Source organism: Phascolarctobacterium sp., from assembly GCF_045124115.1.
Classification (GTDB): Bacteria; Bacillota; Negativicutes; order Acidaminococcales; family Acidaminococcaceae; genus Phascolarctobacterium_A.
The window spans coordinates 54,304-67,061 of sequence record NZ_JBGVLF010000022.1; the positions used below are offsets into that span (position 1 = coordinate 54,304).

Here is a 12,758-nt window from a genome sequence, read left to right on the forward strand (position 1 = left end):
ATAATGAAAAACCTAAGTAGTTGATAAAAGCCTTCCTACCCCTTCAGCAAATCGTCCAACGTAACGCCCAATTCTTTAGCAATCTTCAGATACATGGTAAAAGGTACGCCCTGTACAGAAGCACCCCGCTCTATTTTGGACATATAGCTTGGACTGATGCTCACTTTTTCCGCCAGCTGACTTTGGGTAACGCCCTGCAATTTTCTATAATAAACTATCTTCGCACCCATGCGCTTCATATCAACAGCGAACAACTCTCTTCACCTCTTGCATTCTTAATTACAATCTCTTTTAGCTTTATTGTACTCCTTTTCCATTCAGCTTATTTTCACCAGTGGTATTAGTTTTTATACTGATAGTGTAGTTTTATAATTATCAATAAATATAAAATGAAGCGCAACAGCATCTGCACTTTTTCACCCTGCTTCTATGATATAATAAGTGCAAGCAAAATAGGTTTCTCAGAAAGAATCATTTGAGAAAGAAGGAACTTGTCATGACTACAATGGAATATATAAAGACACATCTTGACTTCATCAGCACAACATATAAAATCCCAGAATATATAAAAAAATCAATATTAGAAAGCATATTTGTGGACGGAATTGGCTCAGTGTGTCGTCCACCGGATTTAGGATCTATTATCCTTAGGCTGCCAAAATTTGAAAAGACGGAACCGGATATCTATCCGGCAATCATCAACTATTGCAATGAAAAAAATTTGAAAGAAGTCGAGCTCTACCAAAAAGCAGGTATCACTAGAGCCAGTTTCTCTAAAATCCGTTCCATGAGTAAAACAGGCTATAAGCCCAGTAAAGCTACAATTATCCGTCTATGTCTAGCGTTGGAACTTACCATCCAACAAACACAGGAAATGCTGGAGACCTTGGGCTACCATCTATCCGATGCTTCCATTAAAGACAAAATCATCTCTTGGTGCATTGAAGAAGGAATTTATGATATTGAAATAATCGCTAGTGTACTATACGACCAGACCGGCGATTACTATCTCTATTAACACAAAAAGCCTAACCCGCTTGTTACAGCGAGCTAGGCTTTTACTTATGTAAATAAAAAAGACGTCAAGCCTTAGCTTAACGTCTGCATTATCATTTGGTGCGGTTGATGGGATTTGAACCCATACGAGGTCTCCCTCACTACCCCCTCAAAGTAGCGTGTCTGCCGTTCCACCACAACCGCGGAGAGGTATTAAATCCGAATATAAAAATGGTGCGGTAGAGAGGATTTGAACCTCCACGGGGTTGCCCCCACTAGCTCCTGAGGCTAGCGCGTCTGCCGTTCCGCCACTACCGCATTTCCTATTCAGTTGTTGCTGTCATAAGCAACATAGATATAATAGCACAGCTACCAGCATTTGTCAATAACTTTTTTACAAAAACTTTACTGCACCCGGTCGCGGTAATATAAATAATATTTATCCCTATCCTGCAATACCTTGGCAACGTATTCCCTAGTGTCAGGAAAGGGAATAGCCTTAATATCGTTGAAATCATAATCCCAACCATATTGCTGCATCCACTGGTGGGTCTGTCCCCGCCCTGCATTATAGGCAATCATAATCAAAACAAGGTTGCCTTTAAATTCATGCTCCAGCTCGCCAATATACCAACAGCCCATGCGGATATTGGTCTTCGTTTGGTACAAATCGCTGTCCTGGTAGCCCTTTAAACCCATTTGCTCTGCAATCCAACGCCCGGTGTCCGGCATAATCTGCATCAGCCCCACTGCCCCTGCTTTAGAAACAGCCCTATGCTCAAAATTGCTCTCATTTTTGATAATTGCCGCAATAAGAAACGGGTCAATATTATTTTTCTTACTATAGGTAATAATATCCTGCTGATGGTCCCACATGTAGACAAAACGCATCTGTACTGCATCGCTAAGCCACAGGCGCCAGCCTGCGCCAACCACTGCCAAAAGCACAGCCAAAACCAGCAGCCACTTTTTCCAGCCACCGGCTTTTTTGCGCCTTCTACTGCGAGTAATTTTTTTAGCAGCCACAGTCTTCACCCAAAAGCTTCTTCAGCTCTGCATGGACTGCTGCCAAAGTATCTTCTAGATTACCGCTGTTGTCCAAAACCACATCAGCATATTTTTTCTTCTCTGCCAAGGACATTTGCGCCTCAATACGTGCTTCTACTTCTTCCGCACTCATACCGCTGCGAATCATGGCACGCTTAACCTGCTGATCGCGGCTTACTGCTACCAGCCATACTTTGTCCACTTCGTGGTACCAGCCTGTTTCGATGAGCAGGGGCACATCCAATACTACAGCCGGATGCCCTACGCTATGACAGCGTTCTAAAAAGTTTTTTGCCTGCTCCCAAACAATTTTATGAAGAATGCCTTCCAATTTTTTCAAAGCATCTTTATCATTAAACACCAATTGGGAAACTTTCGCTCTGTCCATTTCTCCTTCTGCGGTAAGGTACTCCTGTCCAAAGGTTTCCGCTACTAGTGCCAGTCCCTTGCTACCTTTAGCCACCGCATCACGTGCTTCTTGGTCCGCATCGAAAATAGGCAGTCCCAAACGGCGCAACTCTGCAGAAACGGTACTTTTGCCGGAAGCAATGCCTCCCGTTAATCCTATAACTATCATATCTTAACTCCTATTTTTGACAATGTTCGCAATACACGGTACCTCTGCCGCCAACTTTAGTAGTGCACAGCTTAGCACCGCATTTTTTGCAGGGCTCGCCGCCACGGCCGTAGACCAGCAGATGATTTTGGTTATCACCCTTATTACCTTCGCCATCCTTATAATCGCGGAAGGTAGTACCGCGGTTCTTAATGCCTTGGGCAATAACTGCGTTGATTGCATCAATCAGCGCTACCAGCTCCACCTGCGTCAAAGTATTTGCCTGACGTGTTGGCAGAATGCCGCTAAGCGCTAAACATTCATCAGCATAAATATTGCCTAAACCTGCAATAATGTGTTGATCCAAAATAAAGGTTTTAATAGGCTTACGGCTTTTAGCAGCCAAAGGTGCTAGATAAGCAAGAGTTAAACCTGCACTTAAAGGTTCAGGGCCCAAAGTTTCGTAGCCTTCGATATACGCATCATGATCCGTCACCAGATATAGGGTACCAAAGGTGCGGATATCCGTGAACCACATGGTAACACCATCGGTCAAATCAAACCTAATCTTGGCATAGGCAGGTGCAGGCTGCTCACTGCTTTGAGCTATAAGCGCCCCTGTCATCCGCAAATGAACGATTAGCTGTTGGTTAGGTGCAGTTTCCAGTACCAAATACTTGCCTTTGCGACCGACATGGCTGATAGTTTTGCCCACCAAACCTTCTATAAATTTTTCCGGAGTCGGATGCTTAATCAATCTATCCAACATTATTTTTACCCCGGTAATAGTTTTTCCTTCAATATGGGGAGCAAGAGTTTTGCGAACCTGCTCCACTTCAGGCATTTCCGGCATAATCAGCCTCCTATTTCGTTTCCGCCCAATTGCTGCCAAAATTAACGTCCGCCAGCAAAGGAATTTCCATAGTTACAGCGCTTTCCATAGCTTTTTCTACCAGTTGCGCTACTAATTCTTTTTCTTCATTAACTACTTCCAGCACCAGTTCATCGTGTACCTGCAGCAGAATACGGCTCTTCACCTTAGCTGCCTGCAGTGCCGCGTTAACATCAATCATGGCTTTTTTCATAATATCAGCAGCGGTGCCTTGGATAGGAGTGTTAATAGCAGTACGCTCGGCAAAACTGCGCAGATTAAAGTTACTGTGGCGGATGTCAGGCAGATAACGGCGACGTCCCATCAATGTGCTGACGTAACCCTGCTCCCGTGCTTTCGCCACAATATCTTCCATATATTTTTTTACACCTGTGTACCGGGCAAAATAGCTTTCAATGTAGCCTGCTGCTTCCTTGCGGGAAACCTGCAGCTGGTTAGCCAAACCAAAATCGCTAATGCCATAAACAATACCAAAGTTTACGGCTTTCGCCCTGCTACGCATTTGACCGGTTACTTCATCCAAGGGTACGCCAAAGACTTCTGCAGCAGTACGCGCGTGTACATCCTGCCCATGACGGAAGGACTCTAAAAGCAATTCATCTTGGGCAATGCACGCCAAGATACGCAGCTCTACTTGGGAATAGTCGCAGCTCATAAGGCAGTCATACCCCGGACCGGGTACAAAAATTCTGCGAATCTGCTTGCCTTCCTCTGTGCGGGTAGGAATATTTTGCAGATTAGGATCCGTACTGGACAAGCGCCCTGTAACGGTAACCGTCTGTTGGAAATGGGTATGGATACGGCCTGTTTTCACATTTACCAACGGCTTTAAGCCATCTAAATAAGTGGATTGCAGTTTCGCTAACTTGCGATGTTCAAGGATCGTATCAATCAAAGGATGTTTGCCCTGCAATGCTTCCAACACTTTAGCATCAGTGGAATAGCCTGTTTTGGTTTTTTTAACTACTGGCAGCTGCAGATGCTCAAACAACACTACGCCCAACTGCTTGGGAGATTTCAAGTTAAAGCTTTCCCCAGCCTGTTCCTCTGCCAAAGCTTCCAGCTTACTAATGCGGAAAGTCATATCCTCGTTAAGCTGTTGGAGAAGCTCCATATCGGGAGTAATGCCTGCATATTCCATACGTGCCAAGACAGGCGCTAAAGGCAGCTCTAATTCTTCGTACAATTTGACCTGTTCCCTAGCGTTTAACTGCTCCCGCAATACCGGCACCAGCTGTGCCACTGCTTCACTGGCATGGGCTGCACTACTAGGCAGATGACGCTTTTGCAAATCTGCTAAAGCGTAGGAAGAATGCCCGGGATCCGCCACGTAAGCAGCCAAAGCCACATCATCAACAATGCCTTTAGGCTCACAGCCATGGCACAAGCAAACTTTAAATACCTCTTTGCTATCTACAGTCTGCTTTGTGGCATCGCTTGCCATCCATGTATAAAACTGCTCCCAACAATTACTAAAATTATCTAAAATATAAACAGTCTCATCAACTAGCAGTTCTACCTTGCTAAAGTACAGCTCAGGCAGTGTTCCTGCTACCGTAGCTACTACAGGTACAGGTGCCTTCGCAGCGTTCAAAGCAGCAAAAAGCTTTTCCACCTGTCCTGCCTCGGTAACGTGAATTTCCGGTGCAGCTTCCTGCTCCACTGTTTCACCAAACAAATCAAAGGAGTGTTGCTCACCACCTAAAACAGCAGCAAAACGGTCATACATATTGCGGAATTCCAAATCTTGGAGCAAAGTCCGTGCTTCCTCTTGGATGGGAGCCAATTCGTACAGCTCCACGTTGCAGTCCACAGGTGCATCCGTGTAAATAGTCGCCAGCTTTTGGCTCAGCAAAGCACTTTCTTTATGTTCTGCCAATTTTGCCTTTAAAGACTTGCCGCTAACCTTGTCAATGTTCTCCAAAACATTGGCTACAGTACCGTATTCTTTAATCAATTTCAAAGCAGTCTTCGGCCCAACGCCGGGAACACCGGGAATATTATCGGAGGTATCGCCCATTAAGCCTTTTAACTCAATAAGCTGTTTAGGCACAAGGCCTTCATAATTGGCAGCAAACTCTGCTTCATCAAAGATTTGGATATCACTAATACCGCGCTTGGTATAATAAACCTTGGTGCGCTTGTCCACCAGCTGCAGTTCGTCCCTGTCGCCTGTAACAATAACAACCTCTACATTTTCTGGCGCATGGACAGCAAAAGTGCCAATAATATCGTCAGCTTCGTAATTGTCCAATTCCAAAGTATGGATGCCTAAAGCACCCAGTACCTGCATCGCCAAGGGAAACTGTTCAGACAGTTCGCTAGGCGTAGGCTTACGTTGCCCTTTATAGTCCGCATAAAGCTCGGTGCGGAAGGTTTTGCGGGATTTATCAAAAGCCACCGCCATATACCGAGGTTGCAAGTCCCCCAATAGTTTTAGCAGCATATTGCACAGGCCGTAGACAGCTCCCGTGTGTACGCCGTTTTTATTCATCAACGGAGGTAGCGCAAAAAACGCTCTGTGAATCAAGCTGCTGCCATCTATTACTAAAAATTTATCTGCCATGATGTAACTCCTTTGTGCATCTAATCATACAGATTATTATACCACAAAAAACACCGTAGGCTCCAAACCTACGGTGCGTAAGGAACTATTTATTTTTGTGCTTTAGCTTCTTCTTGTTTTTTCTGGGGCAGCATCACGCTAAAGTCTTCCAGCAAAGGCTTTTCGCCATTGAGTTTGAACAGATAGATAAAACGCGCTGCAGGAATGTTTTGAGAAGCAACTTGGTACAGCAATACGTCTGCTTCCTTATGTTTTTCCACAATAATTAATTGGTTAGTAGTCAGCTTGCCAAAATCTTTTGCAATTTGTGCTTGGAAATTGCTATAAGCTTTTTCATCCCAGTTCTTTTGCATATCTGCAGTCATCAAGGCGCTAACAGCTTTGTAGTTGCCACCTGCCAAAAATTTAGCAGCAATAGCTTCTTCCTCATCCAAAACTTTACCATTGGATGCACTGCACACTGCGCTAAAAGCCAACATCAGCATCATAGCAACAGCCATTAAAAATTTTTTCATGTATTTCTCCTCCTCGTAGTTCAGCTTCATAAGCATAGATAAATACCTTGCCTACCATTATAAGCTTTTTCCTTTGCTGACGCAAGCCAGCGGACAATCTTTCACAAATTCTTTAAGAAAAAGTGGTAATATGTTATAATGAAAAACAAATAGAATTTATGGAGGTTTATTGCCCATGCATATGGCAGATGCCCTTATTTCCCCTGCAGTGGCAGGAACAATGTACGTTTGTAGCGCTGCTGCCGCAGCCTATTGCATAAGACAAGTACGCAAAGAGAACGATCCTAAAAAAATTCCCCTGATGGGCATTATGGGAGCCTTTGTCTTTGCTGCGCAAATGATTAACTTTACTATCCCAGGCACAGGCTCCAGCGGTCATCTCTGCGGCAGCATGCTTCTGAGTGCTTTGCTTGGTCCATACGCAGGCTTTTTAACTATGATCGGCGTCCTTGCCATCCAATGTCTGCTTTTTGCAGATGGTGGTATTTTGGCACTAGGCTGCAACATTTGGAATATGGCTTTTTACGGCTGTTTCATAGGCAGTTTGGCTATTTGGCTCCCTTTGATGAAAAAAGGCATTACGAAAAAACGTATCTGGCTAGCCTCCATCCTTGGCTCTGTAATAACATTGCAGTTAGGTGCTTTCAGTGTAACGCTGGAAACATTGCTCTCCAATATTACGGAACTGCCCTTTGGTGTTTTTGTGGCTACTATGCAGCCCATCCATCTTGCCATTGGTTTGGTAGAAGGTGTAATTATTGCTTCCGTGCTCACCTTTGTCTATAACGCCCGCCCTGCATTGCTTTATGGTGCAGCAACGCAATTAATGGAAAGTGCTCAGCTTACCTTTAGAAAAACTTTAGCTGTGCTTGCTCTTTCCGCTCTGCTGATTGGTGGTGGTCTTTCCCTTTTCGCCTCCGATAATCCCGATGGATTGGAATGGTCCCTGGAGAAAGTTGCAGGTACTGCGGAATTAGAAAATAATGGCAATACACACACACAAGCTGCTGCTCTGCAAGCGGTTACAGCACTGCTTCCGGATTACACCTTTAAGGATAGTGAGTCCTTTTTGGGGACCAGTTTCTCCGGCATTGTCGGCAGCCTTGCAGTAGTAGTCTTATGCGTAGGCAGTTGCTATACTTTTAAGTTTTTTCAAAAGTAGATTATGAATAAATTAGATAACGCTTTATACGAAATATATTATCTTGATACTTTGGCGCAACGGGACCAGTGGGTGAATAAACTTCATCCACTGGTTAAATTTATCATCACCATTATTTACATCATTACTTTGGTATCCTTCGCCAAATATGATGTTTTAGGCGTACTTGGCATGGGCTGCTATCCTCTCCTAGTTTTTAACCTTGCCCAATTGAGCTTTACAGAATGTTTGTGGCGCTTACGCCTAGTGCTACCTTTAGTAGCTATGGTTGGCCTTGCTAATCCTCTTTTCGACCATAATGCGGTTACTGTAGCGGGCTACAATTTCAACGCTGGCTGGCTGTCCATGTTCACGTTGATGTGCAAAGGTATCTTCGCCGTGCTAGCATCCTATCTGCTTATCGCCACTACTTCTATAGAACGCTTATGCTACGCCCTCAGGCAGCTCCATGTACCTAAGCTCATTGTTACCCAACTACTGCTTACCTATCGCTACATTACCCTGCTCCTGCGCCAAGCGGAAACCATCTCCCAAGCATACGCCCTTCGCGCGCCTAAGCAGAAAGGTATCCATTTCAAAGTTTGGGGTTCCCTTACGGGGCAGCTGCTTTTGCGCAGTATGGATCGCGCTACTGCTCTTTACGAAAGCATGACCTTGCGTGGCTTCCAAGGCGAATTTTATTATAATGGGGAACACGCCCCTGCAAACAAACGGGACTGGTACTATCTTGCTTTCATGCTAGCACTAATCGCCATCTTAAAATACGTACCCATACTTAACTTAGCATTACGTTGTTGGGGAGGTAAATTATGAGCCATATCCATATTGATATTCAAGGTCTTTCCTTTGCCTATACCAAAAATAAACCTGTGTTAGAAAACATCAACCTTCATGCAGGTGAACACGAAGCTATCGGCATTGTAGGTGCCAACGGTGCAGGTAAATCAACTCTATTACGCCTTTTGGTAGGGCTGGCTACGGATTTTGGCGGCAGCATCCGCGTTGAAGAAATCCCTGTGGAAAAGCGCACCCTGCCTTTAATCCGCGAAAAAATCGGCTACGTCTTCCAAGACAGCGACAACCAGCTTTTTATGTCTACAGCTTATGAAGATATCGCTTTCGCTCCTCGCAATTACGGTCTGCCGGAAGCAGAGGTAGAACGCCGGGTGCAAAGTGCCTTAGAACAAGTTGGTATTCCGCACTTGCGCAATAAGCAGCTCTTCACCATGTCCGGTGGCGAAAAGAAACTCGTTTCCATTGCAGGTATTTTATCATTGACTCCTGATATCATCCTCATGGATGAGCCTTCCATTGCTTTAGACCCTCGCAACAGACGCAATTTAATCAATCTGCTCAATAGTTTTGAACATCTCAAGCTTATTGCTTCCCATGACTTAGATTTGATTTGGGACACCTGCTCCCGTACAATTATCTTGGATAAGGGCACCATCGTCTGGGATGGACCTACGGAAATCGCCCTGCGCAACGAAAAACTATTGCAGGAACATGGGCTGGAACTGCCTCTTTCCCTGCAACGCCGCTGATAACATAAAAATAATCCGCAGTATGTAGCATGAAGCTAGGTACTGCGGATTTTTATTTATGAGTCTTATTTTACGATTTCGTCAGGAACATCTACAGTGCCAATAAAGGATTCAACTGCGGGACCTTCCAAATATACATGGTCATTGAGAGCGTGGGTTACTTGCAAAGTACCGCCTTTAGCAATGACGGTCAAAGGCTCGTTCTTTTTGCCGGCACGGCCAAGCATAATGCAAGCTACAGCAACTGCACTGGCACCGGTGCCACAAGCCCAAGTTTCGCCGCTACCACGTTCCCAAACACGGAATTTAACAGTATTTTTATCAATAACCTGTACAAATTCAGTGTTAACGCCTTCGGGGAACAGTTTATGATGTTCAAATTGAGGTCCTAATTCTTCCAAGTTCAAGGAATCAACATCGTCCACAAAGGTTACAAAGTGCGGATTACCCATAGAAATGGCTGTGCCGTTATAAACAACCTTCTCTTTGGTGACATCATCATGGTTATCATTCAAAACAAGACCTTGGTCAACAAAAATATAGTGGTCGCAATTCATAGGGATTTCCTTAGCCTTAAAAATGGGTTTGCCCATATCAACTTTAGCACTCACAACTTTTCCCTCCTCAATTTGCATTTCAATTGTTTTGATACCGGCCAGAGTTTCAACTGTAATGGGGTTCTTATCAGTTAAGCCTTTATCATAAACAAATTTTGCTACGCAACGAATACCATTGCCACACATTTTGCCTTCGCTACGGTCAGCATTAAACATACGCATTTTAAAATCCGCAACATCAGATTTGCAAATGCAGATCAAGCCGTCGCTGCCGATAGAAAAGCGTCTGTGGCTTACATACTCAGAAATGATTTCCGGATGGGGCAGTTCTGCCTTAGTGCAGTCTACATATACGTAGTCATTGCCCGCGCCGTGCATCTTAGTAAATTCTATTTTCATGGCACTGCCTCCTTAGATTTTCTTAAATACATTATACCAAACTTTACCCTGCTTAGCAGTATATTTAGTAAATTATTTTGTGTAAAAAGAAAAGGAGCGACGTAGCGCTCCCCAATAGCTGATTATAAAATTTCTACAGTGCCGTCGTCCTTATGCAGTTCCGCTTTAGTAACTTCAATAGCAAAAACTGCAAATACAGGATTAGTTGCTTCCTTAAATATTTTTACAAGAACAGGGCAGGCAGCCAGCATTGCCTCTTTATCAGCGAGCTCTTTGGTTTCTACGGCTTTACCATATACACGCAGCCAAGTCAAAGTACCTGCTTTAGTAGCGGCCAAAACCACATTTCCATCAGCACCGAGTTGTTTATAAACCTCTTTGAAATTACCGGTTGCAATGTATAACTTACCATCCTTTTCACTAACAGCGCCAAAAGGACGTACTGCAGCGGCACCTGCATTATTAGTTGCTAAATAAAAAACGCCAAATTCACGTAAATAATCAAAAGCTTTGCTCATACAAAACATCTCCTTAGATTAAAGCTAGCCCTATTATACCACTTTTTGCAGATTTAGATAATATGTATCTTAAATGGAGAAAAGAAAGAGCGCCCCAATAGCGGAGCGCTCGCATTAGCAAATTTATATTTAATCAGCCCTGCGTACACGACTACGGATAACCAACATAGTAATGAACATCAGCACTAAACATACAGGCAACGCTAACAAAGCAGTAGCATTGCCAAAAGTATACCCCAAAACGCCTGCTACAAGATAACCCACAAAGGATACAGAAGCAGCAGTCAAAGCGTAGGGCAGCTGAGTAGAAACGTGGTTAACGTGATTTGATTGTGCACCTGCAGATGCCATAATGGTCGTATCACTGATAGGAGAACAGTGGTCGCCACAAACCGCACCGCTCAGGCAGGCTGCAATAGAAATAACCAGCATTTCGTGAGTATCTGCAGAACCAAATACATTGCAAACAATAGGAATCAAAATTGCAAAAGTACCCCAGCTGGTACCGGTAGAGAATGCCAAGAAAATAGCCACCAAGAAAATAATACAGGGGAGGAACATTTTCAGAACACCTGCAGAACCTGCAACAAGGTCATGCACATAGAATTTAGCACCCAAAAGACCGGTCATACCGGAAAGCGTCCAAGCCATAGTCAAAATCATAATAGGTGCAACCATGGCACGGAAACCTGCAGGAATGCATTCAGCAAAATCTTTGAAGCTCATTACGCCACGAGTCATGTAGAAACAGAAGGAGAAGAAGAAGGTAACAGTACTGCCCAGCACCAAACCTTGGGAAGCATCCGCACCTGCAAAAGCATCAACAAAGCTTTCACCTTTAAAGAAACCACCAGTGTATACCATACCAATAATGCAGCAAACAATCAACACTGCTACAGGCATAACAAGGTCAATAACGGACCCCATAGGTTTGTCGTTATTGTCTTCGCCGTCACCATAGGGGCGGTCAACAGTAGTAAATAAATCGCCTTTTACAGCATTGTCTTCATGAATCTTCATAGTACCGAAATCGAATTTCAAGACAGTAATAAGCACCATCATCAGAAGCGTGCAGATTGCATAGAAGTTATACGGAATAGTATTGAGGAACATGCTAAAACCGTTAATGTCGATGCCTTTAGGTACGGAAGAAGTAACAGCAGCAGCCCAACTGGACACAGGAGCGACAATGCAGATAGGTGCTGCAGTTGCGTCAATCAAATAAGCAAGCTTGGCACGGCTTACCTGATGACGATCTGTTACAGGACGCATTACAGAGCCAACAGTCAAGCAGTTAAAATAGTCATCTACGAAAATAAGCACACCCAAACCAATAGTAGCAAGTTGAGCACCTACACGAGTCTTGATGTTTTGAGATGCCCATTGACCGAAAGCAGCAGAACCACCAACCTTGTTCATTAATGCTACCATAATACCAAGGATAACTAAGAAAATTAAAATGCCAACATTCCAACTATCGGCAAGCTTAGTAACCATACCGCCATCTGCATTAAAGAGGAAGGTATTAAGCATCAACTCAAGATTACCATTAGCGTAAAGCAAAGCACCAATGGCAATGCCAACAAAAAGGGACGAGTATACTTCCTTGGTAATCAAAGCCAACCCAATGGCGATTACAGGAGGCAACAAAGATGCAATGGTTGAATAAACAGCAGGCTTATATGTTTCTGCATCAATTGTTGCCGGTGCGCCATAACTTATAAAGAATAATACGGCCATCAACGCAATGGTTGAAAAGAGAAAAGTATAATTAGTCTTTCGCATTAAAATTTCACTCCAAAAATTTATATAATTGTAGGTATTATAACATATGTTACAATTTTAGGCAAGTTTAGACTATATACAAAAGAAAAACACCAACGCGAATGCGTTGGTGTTTTTCTAACCGGCAGCTATCTATCCTCCCAGGCCGCTTCCAGCCAAGTACTTTCGACGTATAAGGGCTTAACTACTGTGTTCGGGATGGGAACAGGTGGATCCCCTTA

Annotated in this window: 13 protein-coding genes, 2 tRNA genes and 1 rRNA gene; 4 read left to right on the top strand and 12 right to left on the bottom strand. The window is 43.9% G+C overall.

Annotated elements, in window-relative coordinates; all coding sequences use genetic code 11:
- Positions 1-35: 35 nt before the first annotated feature.
- Positions 36-254, bottom strand: coding sequence for a helix-turn-helix domain-containing protein (locus tag ACJMM4_RS03505; protein ID WP_405383090.1), 219 nt, complete (start codon positions 252-254; stop codon positions 36-38).
- Positions 255-496: 242 nt separating this feature from the next.
- Here ACJMM4_RS03505 and ACJMM4_RS03510 point away from each other — a divergent pair, with 242 nt between their 5' ends.
- On the top strand, positions 497-1,018 hold the full coding sequence (locus ACJMM4_RS03510) for a helix-turn-helix domain-containing protein (RefSeq protein WP_405383092.1): 522 nt from the start codon (positions 497-499) through the stop codon (positions 1,016-1,018).
- Positions 1,019-1,114: 96 nt separating this feature from the next.
- Here the strand turns inward: ACJMM4_RS03510 and ACJMM4_RS03515 are convergent.
- The 7 genes from ACJMM4_RS03515 to ACJMM4_RS03545 all read right to left on the bottom strand — a co-directional run bounded on the left by ACJMM4_RS03515 (position 1,115) and on the right by ACJMM4_RS03545 (position 6,572).
- Positions 1,115-1,200 (bottom strand) — tRNA-Leu (locus ACJMM4_RS03515).
- 28 nt (positions 1,201-1,228) lie between these two features.
- Positions 1,229-1,314, bottom strand: a tRNA-Leu gene (locus ACJMM4_RS03520).
- A gap of 87 nt (positions 1,315-1,401) precedes the next feature.
- Complete coding sequence (locus tag ACJMM4_RS03525) at positions 1,402-2,022, bottom strand: lytic transglycosylase domain-containing protein (protein ID WP_405383094.1); 621 nt, start codon at positions 2,020-2,022, stop codon at positions 1,402-1,404.
- The gene (coaE, locus tag ACJMM4_RS03530) at positions 2,012-2,620 is read right to left on the bottom strand and encodes a dephospho-CoA kinase (RefSeq protein WP_405383096.1); all 609 of its coding nucleotides are present in this window, start codon (positions 2,618-2,620) and stop codon (positions 2,012-2,014) included. Before coaE ends, ACJMM4_RS03525 begins: the two co-directional genes overlap by 11 nt.
- A gap of 10 nt (positions 2,621-2,630) precedes the next feature.
- Positions 2,631-3,452, bottom strand: a complete 822-nt coding sequence (gene mutM, locus ACJMM4_RS03535; protein WP_405383098.1) for a bifunctional DNA-formamidopyrimidine glycosylase/DNA-(apurinic or apyrimidinic site) lyase — start codon at positions 3,450-3,452, stop codon at positions 2,631-2,633.
- 10 nt (positions 3,453-3,462) lie between these two features.
- A complete protein-coding gene (gene polA, locus ACJMM4_RS03540; protein ID WP_405383100.1) occupies positions 3,463-6,057 on the bottom strand; it encodes a DNA polymerase I in 2,595 nt (864 codons plus the stop codon).
- Positions 6,058-6,146: 89 nt separating this feature from the next.
- A complete protein-coding gene (locus ACJMM4_RS03545) occupies positions 6,147-6,572 on the bottom strand; it encodes a hypothetical protein (protein WP_405381740.1) in 426 nt (141 codons plus the stop codon).
- A 175-nt stretch (positions 6,573-6,747) separates the two neighbouring features.
- Here ACJMM4_RS03545 and ACJMM4_RS03550 point away from each other — a divergent pair, with 175 nt between their 5' ends.
- Genes ACJMM4_RS03550 through ACJMM4_RS03560 form a run of 3 tightly spaced genes read left to right on the top strand, consistent with a single transcriptional unit; the run spans position 6,748 to position 9,278 of the window.
- Positions 6,748-7,734 carry an energy-coupling factor ABC transporter permease gene (locus ACJMM4_RS03550; protein WP_405381742.1) on the top strand — a complete coding sequence of 329 codons (987 nt, stop codon included), beginning with the start codon at positions 6,748-6,750 and terminating at the stop codon, positions 7,732-7,734.
- Positions 7,735-7,737: 3 nt separating this feature from the next.
- Positions 7,738-8,547: a cobalt ECF transporter T component CbiQ gene (gene cbiQ, locus ACJMM4_RS03555; protein ID WP_405383102.1), complete on the top strand. Its 810-nt coding sequence runs from the start codon at positions 7,738-7,740 to the stop codon at positions 8,545-8,547.
- Positions 8,544-9,278 carry an energy-coupling factor ABC transporter ATP-binding protein gene (locus tag ACJMM4_RS03560; RefSeq protein WP_405381746.1) on the top strand — a complete coding sequence of 245 codons (735 nt, stop codon included), beginning with the start codon at positions 8,544-8,546 and terminating at the stop codon, positions 9,276-9,278. The genes cbiQ and ACJMM4_RS03560 overlap by 4 nt, the downstream gene beginning before the upstream one ends.
- Before the next feature lie 65 nt (positions 9,279-9,343).
- Here the strand turns inward: ACJMM4_RS03560 and dapF are convergent, their stop codons facing one another.
- The 4 genes from dapF to rrf all read right to left on the bottom strand — a co-directional run.
- Positions 9,344-10,228, bottom strand: a complete 885-nt coding sequence (gene dapF / locus ACJMM4_RS03565) for a diaminopimelate epimerase (RefSeq protein WP_405381752.1) — start codon at positions 10,226-10,228, stop codon at positions 9,344-9,346.
- 128 nt (positions 10,229-10,356) lie between these two features.
- Positions 10,357-10,752: a pyridoxamine 5'-phosphate oxidase family protein gene (locus ACJMM4_RS03570; protein WP_405381748.1), complete on the bottom strand. Its 396-nt coding sequence runs from the start codon at positions 10,750-10,752 to the stop codon at positions 10,357-10,359.
- Between the two features lie 129 nt (positions 10,753-10,881).
- On the bottom strand, positions 10,882-12,537 hold the full coding sequence (locus ACJMM4_RS03575) for a Na+/H+ antiporter NhaC family protein (protein WP_405381750.1): 1,656 nt from the start codon (positions 12,535-12,537) through the stop codon (positions 10,882-10,884).
- A 119-nt stretch (positions 12,538-12,656) separates the two neighbouring features.
- Positions 12,657-12,758 (bottom strand): 5S ribosomal RNA (rrf, locus tag ACJMM4_RS03580); the annotation flags it as partial.

What these genes read in the sequence shown, in the direction of transcription:
- polA (WP_405383100.1), bottom strand. Translation starts at nt 6,057, where the DNA reads ATGGCAGATAAATTTTTAGTAATAGATGGCAGCAGCTTGATTCACAGA.
- ACJMM4_RS03570 (WP_405381748.1), bottom strand. Translation starts at nt 10,752, where the DNA reads ATGAGCAAAGCTTTTGATTATTTACGTGAATTTGGCGTTTTTTATTTA.
- ACJMM4_RS03550 (WP_405381742.1), top strand. Translation starts at nt 6,748, where the DNA reads ATGCATATGGCAGATGCCCTTATTTCCCCTGCAGTGGCAGGAACAATG.
- ACJMM4_RS03545 (WP_405381740.1), bottom strand. Translation starts at nt 6,572, where the DNA reads ATGAAAAAATTTTTAATGGCTGTTGCTATGATGCTGATGTTGGCTTTT.
- ACJMM4_RS03560 (WP_405381746.1), top strand. Translation starts at nt 8,544, where the DNA reads ATGAGCCATATCCATATTGATATTCAAGGTCTTTCCTTTGCCTATACC.
- mutM (WP_405383098.1), bottom strand. Translation starts at nt 3,452, where the DNA reads ATGCCGGAAATGCCTGAAGTGGAGCAGGTTCGCAAAACTCTTGCTCCC.
- ACJMM4_RS03510 (WP_405383092.1), top strand. Translation starts at nt 497, where the DNA reads ATGACTACAATGGAATATATAAAGACACATCTTGACTTCATCAGCACA.
- ACJMM4_RS03575 (WP_405381750.1), bottom strand. Translation starts at nt 12,537, where the DNA reads ATGCGAAAGACTAATTATACTTTTCTCTTTTCAACCATTGCGTTGATG.
- cbiQ (WP_405383102.1), top strand. Translation starts at nt 7,738, where the DNA reads ATGAATAAATTAGATAACGCTTTATACGAAATATATTATCTTGATACT.
- coaE (WP_405383096.1), bottom strand. Translation starts at nt 2,620, where the DNA reads ATGATAGTTATAGGATTAACGGGAGGCATTGCTTCCGGCAAAAGTACC.